12 protein-coding genes and 1 pseudogene are annotated in these 15949 nt (G+C 67.8%); 5 read left to right on the forward strand and 8 right to left on the reverse strand.

What is annotated here, in order from left to right:
* The 3 genes from NP4_RS16670 to NP4_RS16680 all read right to left on the reverse strand — a co-directional run.
* A partial coding sequence (locus NP4_RS16670; protein WP_156524918.1) for a DUF222 domain-containing protein occupies positions 1 to 1190 on the reverse strand: 1190 nt, incomplete at its 3' end.
* A gap of 103 nt (positions 1191 to 1293) precedes the next feature.
* On the reverse strand, positions 1294 to 1827 hold the full coding sequence (locus NP4_RS16675; RefSeq protein ID WP_067998714.1) for a DUF3145 domain-containing protein: 534 nt from the start codon (positions 1825 to 1827) through the stop codon (positions 1294 to 1296).
* A gap of 94 nt (positions 1828 to 1921) precedes the next feature.
* Complete coding sequence (locus NP4_RS16680) at positions 1922 to 2755, reverse strand: serine hydrolase domain-containing protein (RefSeq protein ID WP_067998716.1); 834 nt, start codon at positions 2753 to 2755, stop codon at positions 1922 to 1924.
* Between the two features lie 104 nt (positions 2756 to 2859).
* Between NP4_RS16680 and NP4_RS16685 the strand changes: the two genes are divergently transcribed.
* Complete coding sequence (locus tag NP4_RS16685; protein WP_067998718.1) at positions 2860 to 4056, forward strand: serine hydrolase domain-containing protein; 1197 nt, start codon at positions 2860 to 2862, stop codon at positions 4054 to 4056.
* Here NP4_RS16685 and NP4_RS16690 read toward each other — a convergent pair.
* Complete coding sequence (locus NP4_RS16690; RefSeq protein ID WP_067998720.1) at positions 4047 to 4619, reverse strand: DinB family protein; 573 nt, start codon at positions 4617 to 4619, stop codon at positions 4047 to 4049. The genes NP4_RS16685 and NP4_RS16690 overlap by 10 nt on opposite strands.
* A gap of 67 nt (positions 4620 to 4686) precedes the next feature.
* Positions 4687 to 5736 (reverse strand): phosphotransferase family protein, encoded by a 1050-nt coding sequence (locus NP4_RS16695; protein ID WP_373863841.1) that lies wholly within the window; start codon positions 5734 to 5736, stop codon positions 4687 to 4689.
* Positions 5737 to 5838: 102 nt separating this feature from the next.
* On the opposite strand from NP4_RS16695, the gene pabB reads away from it, so the two are divergent.
* Positions 5839 to 7980 carry an aminodeoxychorismate synthase component I gene (pabB, locus tag NP4_RS42650; RefSeq protein ID WP_067998722.1) on the forward strand — a complete coding sequence of 714 codons (2142 nt, stop codon included), beginning with the start codon at positions 5839 to 5841 and terminating at the stop codon, positions 7978 to 7980.
* Between the two features lie 20 nt (positions 7981 to 8000).
* On the opposite strand, the pseudogene NP4_RS39970 reads toward pabB, so the two are convergent.
* Positions 8001 to 10070, reverse strand: a pseudogene (locus NP4_RS39970) (MMPL family transporter); the annotation flags it as partial.
* A gap of 130 nt (positions 10071 to 10200) precedes the next feature.
* Positions 10201 to 10764 carry a hypothetical protein gene (locus NP4_RS16720; protein WP_067998728.1) on the reverse strand — a complete coding sequence of 188 codons (564 nt, stop codon included), beginning with the start codon at positions 10762 to 10764 and terminating at the stop codon, positions 10201 to 10203.
* A gap of 314 nt (positions 10765 to 11078) precedes the next feature.
* On the opposite strand from NP4_RS16720, the gene NP4_RS16725 reads away from it, so the two are divergent.
* A complete protein-coding gene (locus NP4_RS16725; protein ID WP_067998730.1) occupies positions 11079 to 11786 on the forward strand; it encodes a hypothetical protein in 708 nt (235 codons plus the stop codon).
* Between the two features lie 185 nt (positions 11787 to 11971).
* Here NP4_RS16725 and NP4_RS16730 read toward each other — a convergent pair whose 3' ends face one another.
* Positions 11972 to 13585, reverse strand: a complete 1614-nt coding sequence (locus NP4_RS16730) for a TerD family protein (RefSeq protein WP_067998732.1) — start codon at positions 13583 to 13585, stop codon at positions 11972 to 11974.
* Positions 13586 to 13908: 323 nt separating this feature from the next.
* Here NP4_RS16730 and NP4_RS16735 point away from each other — a divergent pair, with 323 nt between their 5' ends.
* Together NP4_RS16735 and NP4_RS16740 are read left to right on the forward strand one after the other, a co-directional pair.
* On the forward strand, positions 13909 to 14955 hold the full coding sequence (locus NP4_RS16735; protein WP_067998734.1) for a 3-oxoacyl-ACP synthase III family protein: 1047 nt from the start codon (positions 13909 to 13911) through the stop codon (positions 14953 to 14955).
* Positions 14956 to 14959: 4 nt separating this feature from the next.
* On the forward strand, positions 14960 to 15886 hold the full coding sequence (locus NP4_RS16740) for a beta-ketoacyl-[acyl-carrier-protein] synthase family protein (RefSeq protein WP_067998736.1): 927 nt from the start codon (positions 14960 to 14962) through the stop codon (positions 15884 to 15886).
* Positions 15887 to 15949 lie beyond the last annotated feature (63 nt).

Genomic DNA, 15949 nt, shown 5'->3' on the forward strand with positions numbered 1-15949 from the left:
GGTTCCGCCGAATACGCCGCGCCGACCGCGCCCCTCGAAACCGACGCCTCGGCCGAGCTCGCCACGTCCACCGGGTACGCAACGTTCACCGCGCCCACCGGTTCCGCCGAATACGCCGCGCCGACCGCGCCCCTCGAAACCGACGCCTCGGCCGAGCTCGCCACGTCCATCGCAGCCACCATTTTCGCCGCGTACTTCGGGCGTGCGGGACAGCCCCGGTCCAAAGGTGCCGAACTCGCTGGATGTGTCGACTGCGTTGTGCCGAGAGCGGTTTCCAGTTCTCGCAAGGTCATCGACACGATCCTGGTTACCGGGAGTCCGCGGTGCTGGCCGAGTCGCCCCGAGGCGATCGAGTCTCGCAGGACGGTTTTGAGGCCGTCGTGCTGGCGTTGCGGGGCGCTGCGAGTATCCCGCTGGGAAGTATCAGGATCGGGTTCGTCTTCTACGCACGGCTTGTCGTCGTCGGGGTTGCAGATGCCGGGCTTGGCGTACTTGGCGAGAACCGTCTCCAAGTACGCCCGCAATTCCGGGTCGGCTATCAGGGTGCATCTGCTCATCAAGTCGGGCCCCTGTCGTCCCAGCGTGAACGACCGCCGGCGGGCGCGGTCGACGTCGGTGAAGACGCCGTCGGGGTTGATCAGGGCTTCGAGTTTGTCGGCGACCTTGCGGAGTTGGTCGGGCCGCAATTGGGTGGCGTAGTGGGCGAGTTCGGCTTCGGCGTGGGCTTTGGTTTCGGCGTCGACGACACACGGTAGGTGCGCGAGGGTGTCGCGCACGATCTTCACGTGTGCCGCGCCGATCACGCCGTCGGCCTGGGCGGTGGCGATGGCGGGCAGGACCGGGTCGAGGACCTCACCGGTGAGGCTGGTGTGGTGCGCAAGGTCGTCGGCGGCTCGCCAGCGAGCGCGGGCTTCGGCGGGAGTGATCCGCAGCGAGTCGGCCAGCACATCGATCATGCTGCTGGAGGCGAATTCACCGGTGTCCCACTGCTCGTGCAGCTGTGCGACGAGCTCGAGCCCCACGGCGGGCAATGCCCGCGTCACCGCCTCCAACCGTCGCAGCATCGTCAACCGGTCGCGATTGGACAGGGGGATCGTGTTCAGTTTCGACACCTGCTCGGCCGCGGCCTCCAACAGGCTCACGGCCGCCTCGGCCGACGGATCGGCGATCGACTCGGGTATCGAAAACATGTTCGAATGCTACCGTATCCCGAAATCGACACGCCAGCGTAAACCGTTGCTCCAGAAGACATTCGGGTGTGTCCGGGTGAACCGCAAATGGTTCACATTCCGTCTACCCCACATCCCGCCGCAACCAGGTGACCTCCGCCCCCTCACCCCCGCTGCGATACGGCTCCAACTCGTCGTCCCACGCGGTCCCGAGCGCGTAGTCGATATCGGCCGCGATTTCCGCGTCGGTTTGGCGACCTCGTTCCCGGGCGGCGCGCACGATGGCGCGCAGGCGCATCTCGCCGACCATTACGTCACCGCTGGCGCTTGTCGGCCCCGACCACAGGCCCAACCCCGGGACGAAACAGAAGCGTTCGCCGTCGACGCCTTCGCTGGGATCCTCGGTGACTTCGAAGCGTAAAACCGGCCAGGCCCGCAAAGCGTGAGCAATCCGTGCGGCGGTGCCGACCGGGCCGACCCAGTCGGTGATGGCGCGCAGCTGTCCGGAGGCGGCCGGTTGCGCGGTCCAGCGCAATTTCGCGGGCGCCTTCAGCGATGCGGAGAGGGTCCACTCGATGTGCGGGCACAGCGCCGCGGGCGACGAATGAATGTACACGACACCACAGGTCGCGTCCGCGAACTGATTCGATGCGCGCACAAGTACACCTCCAGACTCGACGTGTGACGTCTTCCCCAACGACCCGTCGAGCCGGCGTGGCCCGAGTTTACTGGAGTGCCCGAAGTTACGGGTGTTACTTTTCTCCCGTGTTGTGTGACGGTGTGATCTCGGCGATGACCGCATCACTGAGCGGCGGCCACGCCGCGCGCGCCCAATCGCCGAAATTCTCGTCGCTCAGTGCCACGCACGCCACCCCGATCGCGGGATCCACCCACAGGAACGTGCCGGACTGACCGAAATGACCATATGTCCGTGGCGAGTTCGCCGTACCGGTCCAATGCGGAGTCTTGTGATCACGAATCTCGAATCCCAGACCCCAATCGTTGGGGCGCTGTGAGCCGTAACCCGGCAGCACACCGTTGACACCGGGGAATTGGACCGAGGTGGCCTCCGACAGCGTTTGCTCGGACAGCAGGGTGGGGTTCAGCAACTCCTCGGCGAAACGCAGCATATCGGCGAGCGAGGAGCGTGCGGCATGTCCGGCCGAACCGTTCAGAACCGAGGATTTCATTTCGAGCGGCTCGAATACGGCCTCGTGCAGATAATCCTCGAACGCGATACCGGTCTGCTCGGCGACGAAACGAGCCAGCACCTCGAAGCCCGCACTGGAGTAGATCCGGCGCGTGCCGGGTTCGGCCATGATGACGGTGGTGTCGAAGGCCAGGCCCGCGGTGTGCGCGAGCAGATGCCGCACCGTGGCGCCGGGCGGTCCGGCCGGTTGGTCGAGTTCGATCGCGCCCTCCTCCACGGCGACCAGAACGCCGTACGCCACAAGGGGTTTGGTCACCGAGGCGAGCGCGAACACCCGATCGGCGTCCCCCTCGCTTCCGGCCACCCCCCGCGCGGTCACCACCCCCGCCGCAGCATGCCGAACCGGCCACTCCCGAATCTGCTCCAGTGCTCGCACGATGACGAGCCTACGACCTGACGGGCGGGCGGCGGCATCGAGACTGTCTGGCGAAGGTGACGAGCCCTCCTACCGCGCGGGCGGGCCGCTACCATCGAGACGTTATGAACGCAGCACCCGAGATCCACGGCGAGGTGGACGCGGGCTTCGGCCCGGTGGCCGACGCCTTTCGTCGCAACTTCGAGCGCCACGGCGAAATCGGCGCGGCGGTCGCGGTCTACGCCGGTGATCGGGCGGTGGTGGACCTGTGGGCCGGATACCGCGATCGCCGCCGCACCGTGGCCTGGGAGCGCGACACCATGGCGCCGGTGTTCTCCTCCACCAAGGGTGTCGCCGCCTTCGTTCTCGCCCATGCCGTCTCGCGCGGGCTGCTGGACTACGAGGACCCGGTCGCGCGGTACTGGCCCGAATTCGGTTCGCGCGGTAAGGAATCGATCACCGTGCGCCAGCTGATCGATCATCAGGCCGGGCTGCCCGAACTGGATCGGGTGGTGCGCCTGCGGGATCTGGGCGATCTGGACGCCCTCGCCGAGATTCTCGCCGCGCAGAAACCGCTGTGGCGTCCGGGCACCCGGCACGGCTATCACCCCATCACCGCGGGGCTGTATCAGAACGAGTTGATTCGTCGGGTCGATCCGGCCGGGCGCACCATCGGGCGGATATTCGCCGAGCGGTTCGCCGCGCCGCTGCGCCTGGACTTCTTCATCGGGCTGCCCGACAGCGAGCCGATGGATCGGATCGCCACGCTGTCGGCCACCACGGGTCTGGACATCCTGCGATATGAGCGAGATGTGCCGTTGCGCATCGGCGCTCAGCTCTATGCCCGGCGCGGCTCGAGCTATCGGGCGCTGAGCAGCCCGCGTCTGGGCGTACCCGCGCGAGCCGCCAAACGCGAATACCTGAGCGTGGAACATCCCGGTTCCGGCGGCGTCGGCACCGCGCGCTCGCTGGCCCGCCTCTACGGCGCGGCGGCCGCGCGCACCGGCGAGTTGCCCGTCGACGATGCCGTCCTGGACCGGCTCGCCACGACCGCGACCGCCGACGACGTCCCCGCCGACGATCTGATCCTGCTGACCCGCAGCCGCTATCACCTCGGCTTCCGCAAGTCGCGCGGCAGCTTCCGATTCGGCTCCGACAAACGGGCCTATGGCACCACCGGCCTGGGTGGGTCGGTCGGATTCGCCGATCCGAGTACGGGATTGGGCTTCGGTTATGTCCCCAATCGCCTGGGCGTGGCCATCCTCGACGACGCCCGCGCCCGCAATCTGCATCGGGCGATGGTGCGCTGCGCTCAGGCGTGAACGTCGTGCAGGTGATGGACGAGGTCGTGCAGGAAGTAGCGCGCCATGGACTCGACGGTGAACAGCGAGCCGTTGCTGCGCCGCGCGCCGCGATCGCGATCGGCGGGCGGCACGGATTCGAAGGCGCCGGAGACGGTTTCGGCCGCGGCGGCCAGTTCGGCGGCGACGGTGGCCGGATCCTGTTCCCGATAGCGCCCGGCCACGGCGGTGGCGTCCTGATCCCAGTTCTGGAAAACCGGTAGGCCGTCGGCGAATCCGACCTCGCCCGCGAAACCGGCGATCCGCGGCGGGGTGCCCGGACCGCCCAGGGCCACGTCGAGGCGATGGCTGAAGATGCGGCACACATCGCGCACATGGGCGGCGTATTCCAGCGGCGACCACGTCGAATCGTCCGGGCGCACAGCGACATCGGGGCGTTCGAGCACCACGGCGAAGCGGTCGGCGGCGGCGCGCACCCGCACGGGCACCGCCTCGTAGGGCGTGGCGGGCCCGTCGAATCCGCAGTCGGGGCAGGGCGTGGACAGGACCCAGGTCCAGTCCTTGTCTTCGGGGACGATCGGCATGCACACACCGTAAACTGGCAGAAAATTTATCGCCACAAATATTCCGCCAAACCTCGCCGAGATGCGGTCACTCGATGAGGCGGTGCGCCCGCTCGAACAGCTCCAGCGTGATGGCATGCAGGAAACCGCCCACCTGCTTGGGCGCCTTACCCGCGAACGCGCGCGCGTGGGTCCCCTCGAGCACGATGCCGAGCTTGAAACAGGCCAGCACGGTGTACCAGGGGACATGGCTCAGATCGCGATCGGAGAACCGGCCGTAGTGCGCCGCCATCTCCTCGGGCGTGGGCAGCCCGCCCACCGCGCCGAGCTTGCCGACCAGCGCCGACATCGTGGTCCCCGGCTCCGCCCGAGTGGCGATCTGCCAGCCCAGATCCAGCAGCGGATCGCCGATGGTCGACATCTCCCAGTCGACCATGGCCGCCACCTGCGGGCCGTCGTAGGAGAACATCATGTTCGCCAGATGGCAGTCCCCGTGCAGGATTCCGGGCGTCCACCGCTGCGGGCGATGACGATCGAGCCAATCGCCCACCCGGTCAACGCCCGGAATTTCCGGGCCCGGATAGCCCTCGTTGGCGCTGTAGGACTCCAGTTCGCCCAGCCAGCGCGGCACCTGCCGCTCGAGGAAGCCGTCGGGCTTGCCGTAATCCGACAGGCCCAGCGCCTGATAGTCGACCGAGCCCAGCCGCGCGATGGCCTCCACCGCCGACAATCCCATCTGCCGGCGGATCTCCGGATCACCGGCATACGGTTCGGGCAGTTCGTTGGCCGGATTGAAACCGTGGATCGGCTCCATCAGATAGAAGACCGCGCCCAGCACCGACTCGTCGGGGCAGGCGGCGATCACCCGGGGCGCACGCACACCGGTGCCGTCCAGCGCCGCGAGCAGGCGGGCCTCGCGGCGGATCACCTCATTGCTCTTGGCGCGCAGATGTTTCGGCCCGCGGCGCAGCACATAGTCGCCACCGCCGCGGGTGAAGCGCACCATGACGTTCTGCGTGCCGCCGCCGAGGACGGTCACATCCTCGAACTCGCCGACGGGCAGACCCCGCTCGTCCATCCACTCGCCGACGATCGCGAAATCGACCACATCCCGCGCCACCGCGGCCGGTTGCACCACAGACATGACCCACATTGTGCACCACGATCGAATCACAACTGCGGGCATGTGCCATCAATGCGGTGTGCGGGGGGTTCGCCCACACCCGCTACCGTGTGCACCATGAGCACGACCCGGCCCCCTTGGCGAGCAGGGGCCGCCGCAGGAACCGGTCCGCTGCGCACGTTGCTGGTGGACAACTACGACTCGTTCACCTACAACCTTTTCCACCTGATCGGTGCGGTGAACGGGATCGAGCCGGTGGTCCTGCGCAATGACGAGGTGGCCGATCTGTCCGAGTTGGACCTCACCCGATTCGACAATGTGGTGATCTCCCCCGGACCGGGTCGCCCGGATATCGCCCGCGATTTCGGCATCTCCCGGCAGCTGATCGAGGACTGCGAACTGCCGCTGCTCGGGGTCTGTCTGGGCCATCAGGGCATCGTGCTGGCCGCGGGCGGCGCGGTCGTGCCCGCGCCGGCGGCCCGGCACGGCTATCCCGATCGCATCACCCATGACGGTCGCGGCCTGTTCGCCGGTGTGCCAAGGGATTTCATCGCGGTGCGCTACCACTCGCTGTGCGCGGCCCAGCCGCTGCCGGACGCGCTGGAGATCACCGCGACCGCGCCCGACGGAGTCGTCATGGGTGTGCGCCACCGCCATCGCCCGCAGTGGGGCGTGCAGTTCCACCCCGAATCGGTTTCCAGCGAATTCGGCATGATGCTGCTGGCGAATTTCGCACGGCTCACCTGTGACGCCCCTCGCCCGGCGCCGCGACCGATTCCGGTGCCCGCGACCACGCCCCCCGCACCGGCCGACGCACCGCTCGAACTGCGGGTGCTGCACGAGACGCTCGGGCGGGCCGTGGACGCCGAGGCGGTATTCGACGCGCTGTACGCGGATTCGGCGACGGCGTTCTGGCTCGACAGCACCCACGTCGAACCCGGCCTGGACCGGTTCTCCTATCTGGGCGACGCGTCCGGACCGCTGGCCGAATTGGTCCGCTACCGGGTGGGCGAGGGCCACGTGCGCGTCGACGCCGGATCGCACAGCCGCCGAGTGCCCGGCACGGTGCTGGACTATCTGTCCGGTGAGCTGCGTCGCCGGCGCATCGAATTCCCGGATGTGCCTTTCGATTTCGTCGGTGGCTACGTGGGCTATCTGGGTTACGAGGTCAAGGCGGACTGCGGCGGCACCGCGCGGCACCGCTCGCCGATGCCGGACGCGCAGTGGGTATTCGCCGATCGGCTCGTCGTGGTCGACCACCTCGCCGGGCGCACCCATCTGCTCACCCTCGCCGACGCGAACACCCTTGCGGCGGCCCGCGATTGGCTCGCGGCCACGCGCGCCACCGTCGCCGCCGCGCCGGACCGGTGCGAACCGGTATCGCTGACGCTGCCCGCCGACGAACAGGCCGTGACCGCCGGACTGACCCGCGGGCGCGACCGCTACCTCGCCGATATCGCCGAGATCCGAAACCAGTTGCGCGCCGGGGAAACCTACGAGGTCAACCTCACCGACAACACCTACGTCGACGCCGACTGCCCGGGCCTGGACGTCTATCGCGTCCTGCGCCGGTGCAATCCGGCCCCCTACGCCGCCTTCCTGCGTTTTCCCGATCTCGAGGTCGCCTGCTCCTCCCCCGAGCGATTCCTGAAGGTCGACCGCACCCGCACGGTGGAGAGCCGTCCGATCAAGGGCACCGCCCCGCGCGGCGGCAATCCCGACGCCGACGAGAATCTGCGCCGCGCACTGGAACTCGACCCCAAGACCCGCGCCGAGAACCTCATGATCGTCGATCTGCTGCGCAACGATCTGGGCCGGGTGTGCGAACTGGGCAGCGTGCACGTGCCGCAGCTGATGGCGGCCGAGACCTATACGACCATGCACCAGCTGGTCACCACGGTCCGGGGACGGCTGCGCCCGGAGATCGACGCGGTCGACTGCCTGCGCGCCTGCTTCCCCGGCGGCTCCATGACCGGCGCGCCGAAGCTGCGCACCCTGGAGATCATCGACGCCCTCGAGACCGAGGCGCGCGGAATCTATTCGGGCGCCATCGGATTCCTCGGCCTCGGCGGCACGGCCGACCTCAATATCGTCATCCGCACCGCGGTGCGCCACGAGGGCCGCTGGCGCATCGGCGCGGGCGGCGCGGTGGTCCTGGACTCCGATGCCGAGCAGGAGTTCGCCGAAATGGTGCTGAAGGCCGCGTCTTCGCTGCGCGCGATCACCGAGGTCGCCGGGCGCACCACCGCCACCGCCTGACCCCCCGGGAACCACCAGTTCCAGCGACCGAACAGTTGCATCAGCGCCGGAACCAGTATCAGCCGGATCAGCGTTGCGTCGATGATCAACGCAGCGGCTCCGGCGAATCCGATGGCGCGGATGGTCGTGCTGGAGGAGATCAGCAGGCTGCCGAACGTGACGGCGATGATGACGGCGGCGAGGGTGATCGGACGGGCCGAGGATTGCAGCCCGACGGCTATCGCACGGCGGTTGTCACCGTTGGCCAAATACTCCTCCTGAATGCGGCGGACCAGGAACAGCTCGTAATCGGTCGTGAGACCGAACAGGACCGCCATCAGGATCAGCGGTACCTGCGGACAGATCGGTTCGCCGCCGCGCTGGAACACCAGGGCGACAAGTCCGAACGCCGCCCCGGTGGCCGCCAGTGTCATCGCCAGCGCCTTTACCGGCAGCAGCACACTGCGCAGCGCGACCATCAGGACTCCCACCATCAACGCCAGCGCCAGCGCGGCCGACCACAACAGCTTGTCGCCGGTCTCGGTGAGAATGTCGACCGCCAGCGCACTGGCCCCGCCGACCAAGGCCTCCGCCCCGGGCGGTTGGGTCCGCGGCAGGATCTCGGTGCGGATCCGCTCCACGAGATCCTGGGCTTTCGAGGAGTAGAACGGGTGGTGGGGCACGACGAGCACCGCGGTCCGGTCGTCGTCGCCGGTCGTGGTGACGGCGGCGACCTCGGGATCCGAACGCAGCGCGGCGACGAGCGCGGTGCTGTCCGGTCCCTGCGGCACGCCGGGGTCGTGCAGCAGAACCGTTGTGAGGCCGGTCAATCCGGGAATGTCGGACTCGACGATCGCGCGGCCATCGGCGAAGGAGGCGCCGGCGAGGGCACGATCCTCAGGATCGATGCCGATCCGAAAACCGAACGCGGGTATCACGAGGATCAGCAGCGCGGCGGTCACCCCGAGGGCATACGGCCACGGATGCCGCGTGAGATGGTCCGCCCATCGCATGAGCCGCCCCCGGTCGCGGTCATCCCGCACCCGGCGTCCTCGCAGCCATCGCGGCCGCCATTCCAACCGGTCGGTCAGCGCGCTCAGCAGTGCCGGAAGCAGAGTGATCGCGGCCGCACAGCTCACCGCGATCACCATCATGGTCCCGATCACCAATTGCGCCACCACATCCCAGCGCACGACGAACAGTGTCGCCACCGCGAGCACAAGCAGCAGCGCCGAGTACGCCACCGTCCGGCCCGTCGCCGCCGAAATCCGCAGCGCGCCTTCGGGGTCGACGCCCGCGCCCAGCGCCTCCCGATACCGGTTCAGCACAAACAGCGCGTAGTCGATGCCGACCCCCAGCCCCACCGCGTCGACGGCGATCAGCGTGATGCCATCGGCCGAGAACACTCCGGTCAGCACGCTGAACAATCCGAGCGTGGTCGCGACGGCAGCGCCGGCGACGATCATCGGGACCAACGCCGCCACCGAGACCCCCAGCCCGGCCAGCAGCACGAGAATCGCCACCGGCACCGCGATCAATTCGATTCTGAAGGCATCGTGGGCCTCGGACTCTTCGACGGCTGTCCCGAATGCGGACGGGCCGACGAGATAACCGCGTACATTCCCCGCCGAGGCATCGCGCGCGGCGGCGTCGAGGATCGTCTGCTGCGCTGTGGCGGAGTGCTGTCGCTGCCGTTCGTCGCCGACGAGCCCGATCACGGCATAGGCCATATGGTCGTCGCGCGGCAGCGTACGCAGCGGCGTAACGAACTCCAGCAGTCCGCCGGAGGCCTCGGGATCGCCCGCGATGGGTAGTTGCACCACGCCACTGACCTCGTCCAGCCGACCCAGGGCGCGCTTGCCCGCCGCGAGCGCGGCGCGAAAGTCCGGATCGGTTGTGCGGCGAGTGGCGGAGTGGAATACGGCGATCGCCTGTTCGTCGCCGAGCGTGGGGACGGTCTGCCCCAATGCCGTACCGGCGCGATGGGATTCGGAGCCGTGCACCGCGATCGATGGTGCGGTCAGCGAACTCAGCAGATGCGGGAGCCCGAGCATGCCCGCGGCCGCCGCGATCGCCCAGACGACCAGCACGGCGCGCCGGTTGCGAGCCATGTGGACCGCGATCCTCGCCGAGACCTCGTCGCCATACACATGGGAGTATTCGTGCCCGCCGTCGCTTCGGATCGGAAGTATTGATCCATTGGTGTCGCACCGGTGACCCGGCACGACACCAACACACCGATCAGTCGAATGTGACGGTTCCGGTTCCCTTCAACGTGAGCTTGTCCAGACCCGCGGCGCTGCATTCCTTCAGCGTCACGTTCTTCGTCGGGAACTTCCCCGTGACCTTCATGGTGCTGCCCGCCTCTTCGGCGCTGTCCTTCGCCATGACGACCTTGATCGTGAACGTGCCGTCGGACTTCCCGTCCATGGGAAAGGTCACCTCGCCGGAGCCCTTGCCGGTCGATTCGTCGCCGTCCTTCTCCTGACCCTCACCGGCGATCTGATTCGATTTGATCACGCATTTGCCGTCCGATTCCTCGAAGGAGACCTTCTTGGCGGTACCGTCGATCTTCTCCTCCTTGCAAACCTCGGCCGCGGCATCGGGGTCCTGTTCCTTGCCCTTCACCTTCAGGGTGGTGTCATCGACCTTGGCCAGGGTGATCGTGCCGGTCACACCCTCGCAGGTCACCTCCTGGCCGGAACCGTCACCGGAGTCGGCGTGCACCGGCGACGACGCGGGAAACATGATGCCGCATACCAGGGCAGAGGCCCCCAGTACTCCCGCAGCGAATACGTATTTCATCGCAACCTTTCTTCTCGAGTTCTCGAAACAGGTGAAGAAGTGGAACAAGCGATTTCACCGAACCTACCAGTAGGAAGTATCGGCCTCCCGTATTCGGAGCCGCTCCGGGCATGGATCGCCTCGAATCTGTCCTCGGACAAGGCGTGTCAGCACACGCGGACCGTCGGCGCGCCTAAGGCGCCGGTGCCCAATGGCTTCCGCAACGGCCGGGCGCGACGATTGCCAGCCAGGGGCGCGACGTGCGCAAATCCGACGAATCGGACGGTTGGGGGCACATAGTGATCCGAAAGGCGGGCCGATCGCGGAGGCTGGGCATGAATTGTCGAGTATTGCTGACCGGACTGATGGTCGTCCTCGCGGCGGGGCCGAGTCTCGGCGGGTGGACTCCGCCGGATCCGGCGGTCGTTCCGACGCGGACGGCCCTATCGTTTCGCTGGATCGTGCCGAATATTCGCTGGGGCACCGCCAACGAGTACGAAGCGCGCAACGGATTGTCGATGGTCAAGCTGTACATGGTCGATTACGCGCTGCGCCGCGGCGACGGCTCGCCGGAGGACCGCCAGCTCGGCGAGCGGATGATCCGGCAATCCGACGATGCGGCCGCGGCCCGGCTCGCGGCCAAATATCCGCGGGCCATCGACGCGGTGGCCGCCGAATATCACCTGGCAAACACCCACGGCGGCGCGGACTGGGGCGCGGCGATCACGTGCACCGCCGATCTGGCCGATTTTCTGGCGATCAAGATGCGCTCCGATCGCGGATCGGCGCTGCTGACCTGGATGGCCGACGCCGAGTCGGTCGCCGTCGACGGCACCGAACAGGATTGGGGCACGGCCCGATTGCCGGGCGTGCTCGGAAGTAAGTGGGGCTGGTCGGATTTCGGGCCGCCGGAGGTCGCCTCGGCGTCGATCGGTCTCGGCTTCACCGTCGCGGCCCACACCCGCGGCACCGCCGACGAGCAGACCACCGATGTGCTCGCGGTGTTGCAGGGTGCGGTGCTGGATCTGCTCGGTGTGCCCTGAATCTCTCCTTTTGGTACGGGTGAGAGGTTTCAAGACCGAACAGTGGTTAATTCCCGAAGCGGACGGACGATCGCATCAGCAATGCTGAGGGCGATAACGGTCGGCTCGCGCAACGGAGCGCGTGCCGGTCGAGGGGAGGCCCGATGGCGTGCGTCCCCCCGGCTGATTTCACCGGCCGTCGTCGTTCAGATACGTGCGCCCTTGGTACGGTTACACCCTCGACACAGGATCTGTAGATTCGCCGCGCTCGTCGCGCCGCCTCGGCTGAGCGGGATGATGTGATCGAACTCCAGATAATGGGTGGCTCCACAGTCCACGCACCGCCCACCGTCGCGCTGCCACACCTGGGCCTTGAGCTCGGGTGGGATCGAGCGCCGGTCACGGCGACCGGGGGCGAGGGTGAGCCGTTTGGCCACGCGCAGCGCGCCTTCCAGCGCGGCCGCGACCAGATCCGGATCCTCGACCTCGAAACTGGCGCCCCCGCGCGCCGAGGTCGCTGCGACCTCCACCACACCGTCCGCGACCGTCACCGAGACGATGCGCGACCAGGGCAGTTCGATGCCCGCCTCGGGCCCGATGAAGCGCAGCTTGCGGGACGAGCAGATCAAACGTCCCTCGGTCGGTCGCGGCCCGCGTGCCAGCTGCCGGATGCGGACGGCCGGAAGGTCCAGGTGCACAGTCTCTTCCGGATCCAGATGCAGACCGGGCGCTCGCCGCACCGGTAGTTCGCCCGCGCGCAGCCGCGACAGCGTCCGGCCGCGCTGCACCCAGCGGCGCAACTCCTCCACCTGCGGCCCGGTCAGCGCGAGCGCGTCGACGGCGGTCTCGAACTGGTCGAGTTCGTCCGCGCCCACCTCGCCATCGGCGACCACGAAGGCGGCCAGCCGCTCGACATAGGCCAACCCGGGGCCGCGCAATGCCGCGCGGCCGGTGTCGATGTCGATGCGCTGCCGTCGCAACGCGGTCCACAGTTCGTCCCACGCCCGGCCCCGCGGCCCCTCCGAGGTCAGCACCCGCCACACCCGGGCACGCCAGGATTCGAGATAGTCCTCGATCTCCCCCGCGCAGGTCCGGCACGGCGCGGGCGCGCCGAGCACCCGCCAACCGCGCCGACGACCGCAGCGCGGGCACAGGCGCGAATCCTGCGCTACGCGTGCGGTCGTCGCATCGGTCCACTGCTCGCCGTCCCACCAGCGCAGCGCCTCGGGGTCGTCCGGATCAGGATGCCAGTCCGGACGCCGCGGCTCCGGCGGTGGCGGAGTCTCTTCTGCTCGGGCGGGAATGTCGTCGCGATCCAGCGGTATCGCGCGGACGCCGAAGGCGGCGAACAACTCCGCGAGCCCCGCGTAGCCCATGCCGGTGGGACAGAACCACCAGCGGCCCTCGCGCCACAGCAGCCGCGCGAATTCCATGGCCCGCGCGCCGGGCGCGGGCGTGATATCGCAGCGCGCCACCGGCCCCTCGGCATCGAACACAGTCAGGGCCGGGCGCGCGAGTTCGGTCAGGGCCTCCTCGCGGATCGAACCCGCCAATACCACGCAGACGACGTCGGATTCGGTGCGCGGCAGCGAGACCGACAGTCGCGCGGTGCGCGGTTCGGGCCGCTGATCCAGCGTCACCGCCTGCGACGGATGCCGCGGCGCGTTGTAGTACACCGCATCGGACCGCGATCGGACCCGGCCGTCCGCCGCCAACAACAGGGCCTGCGCGTCCAGCTCCTGGCCCGAGCGCCACGAAAGCAGCACGGTCAGAAGCGAAGTCGGTAGCGGCGTCGCGCCGTCGTCGTCGAGGGGTCCCATCGGGATCGAACTATGCCAGGTGGGTCCGACAAACTCGTTGTCTGTGTCACCCGGTACCGAAACCGGTTCCTCTGCGGCCCCTATGACCCCCTATCCGAATATACCGGAACCATTCCTCCAAAAAGTCGCCTCACCTTGCCTTTTCGCGGCCGCCGCCGCTTTAAACCGTCGCCGCGACACCAATTCCACGGGCGTACCCGGTGGTAATGTCCGATCCGGCATCGGGGCTGCTGTACCAAAGGTATCTGTGAATTCATTCAATACCTTTTCTTCGCAACAGAATTCATCCGAACTCGGGTATTTCAACCAGAGAGTAGGGGGCCATGCGTACACGTTTCGAATCGATCGGCGCGTACACACCGAGCAGCGTCCGTTCGACCGACGAGGTGATCGCCGCACTCTCCGTGCCCAGGTCGCTGGACCTGCAGCGCATCACCGGAATCCGCAACCGCCACGTACATTCGCGCGATCCACACCGCTACGAATCCTCCTTCGAGTTGGCCCTGGCCGCCGTCGACGACTGCCTGCGCCACTCCGATCACCGCGCCGCCGACCTCGACGTGGTGATCTCCGCCTCGATCACCCGCTTCCGCGGGCCCGACTTCTTCTGCTACGCACCGGCCTTCGGGTCGATGCTGCGCGAGGCCATCGGCGCCACCGGGGCGCTGCACTTCGACGTGTCCAACGCGTGTGCGGGCATGATCACCGGGGTGTTGCTGCTGGACCGCATGATCAGGGCCGGTGTGGTGCGCAACGGGCTGGTGGTCAGCGGCGAGCAGATCACCCCCATCGCCGAAACCGCGACCCGCGAGATCAGCCAGCCCTACGACCCGCAGTTCGCGGCGCTGACCGTGGGCGACGCGGCGGTGGCGGTGATCGTCGACGACCGCGGCGACGACGATGACGAGATCCACTACATCGAGCTGATGACCACCGCGGCCGGGGCCGAGCACTGCCTGGGCATGCCGAGCGAGAAGACCACCGGCATCGCGATGTACACCGACAACCGCGCACTGGCCAGCGAATCGCGTTATCAGCAGGGCATCTCGCGCATGGCCGATTTCCTCACCGAACGCGGACTCGGCTGGGAGAGTGAGAAATTCGATTACTGGATCCATCACCAGTTCTCCGGCCCGGCCATCGAATATATCAGCCAGCTCACCGAACGGCACTTCGAAACACCGATGCCGCAGGCGCTCAACGTATTCGAGGAATACGGTAACACCGCATCCACTTCACACTTCCTGGTATTGCACGAACATCTTGCGCGGCAGTCGATTCCGAAGGGCTCCAAGGTGTTGCTCGTACCCGAGGCATCCGGTGTCGTGTCCGGACATCTGGCCGCGACCATTTCCCGATTGGAGGCGTGAAAACATGTCTGCCGCAATCATTTCCGCCGCGGTCTGCGCCGACGACGATACCGGCAGCTATTTCGAGCTGGCCGCGCGCGCCGGTCGCGCCTGCCTGCGCCGGGCCGAACTCGAACCGCAGCGCATCGGACTGGTGCTCAATGCCGGGGTGTTCCGCGACCACAACATCTCCGAACCGGCGGTGGCCGCCCTGGTGCAGAAGCGACTCGAGGTCGGCCTGGAGTATCGGACCGGCATGGTGCCCGCGTTCTCCTTCGACCTGATGAACGGTGGCACCGGCCTGGTACACGCGCTCATGGCCGCGCAGTGCTTCCTCGAACTCGGCGATATCGAATACGCCCTGGTGATCTCCGGTGACACCCATCCGTCCACCGAGCGCACCGTGGACGGCTTTCCCTATACCGCCACCGGCGCGGCGATGCTGCTGCGAACCGATTCCGAGACAGGCGGATTCGGCGAGCTCCAACAGGTCTGCCTGCGGCCGGGACCGCCGACGGCCTGGGTGGATCTGGCCGCGGCCGGAACCGCGGGCCGTCGCGCGCTGTCGGTGCGGCCGGGCGGCGATCCGCTGCGCGCGGCCGCGGAGGCGGTGATCCGCTGTCTCGACGACGAGCGCCTGACCCTCGGCCCCGACGGCGCGCTGTTGCTCGCGCCCGCTCCCACAACGGATTTCGCCGACCGGCTGGCGCAGCGGCTGGACGCGCCCGCCGAGGCGGTCGCCGGAGTGGATCCGCAACTCGGCGATCCCTATACCGCCGCACCGGTACACGCCTATCTACGAGCTCACGACGCCGGTCTGCTCGCCGTCGACCGGCCGATTCTGTTCCTGGCGGTGGACGGCGACGCAGCGGCCTGCATCGCATATCGCCCATGCCCATTCGCGCCGGTTGGCATTGATGCCAATCTATGCGCGAAACAGCTTGACATGTAGCATAATTCACGCGACAGGCCGTCGTCTGCGGTGGTGGGATGCACCTTGACGGCCGACGAAAAC

Origin of the sequence: Nocardia pseudobrasiliensis NBRC 108224, assembly GCF_001613105.1 — a bacterium.
Taxonomy (GTDB): domain Bacteria; phylum Actinomycetota; class Actinomycetes; order Mycobacteriales; family Mycobacteriaceae; genus Nocardia; species Nocardia pseudobrasiliensis.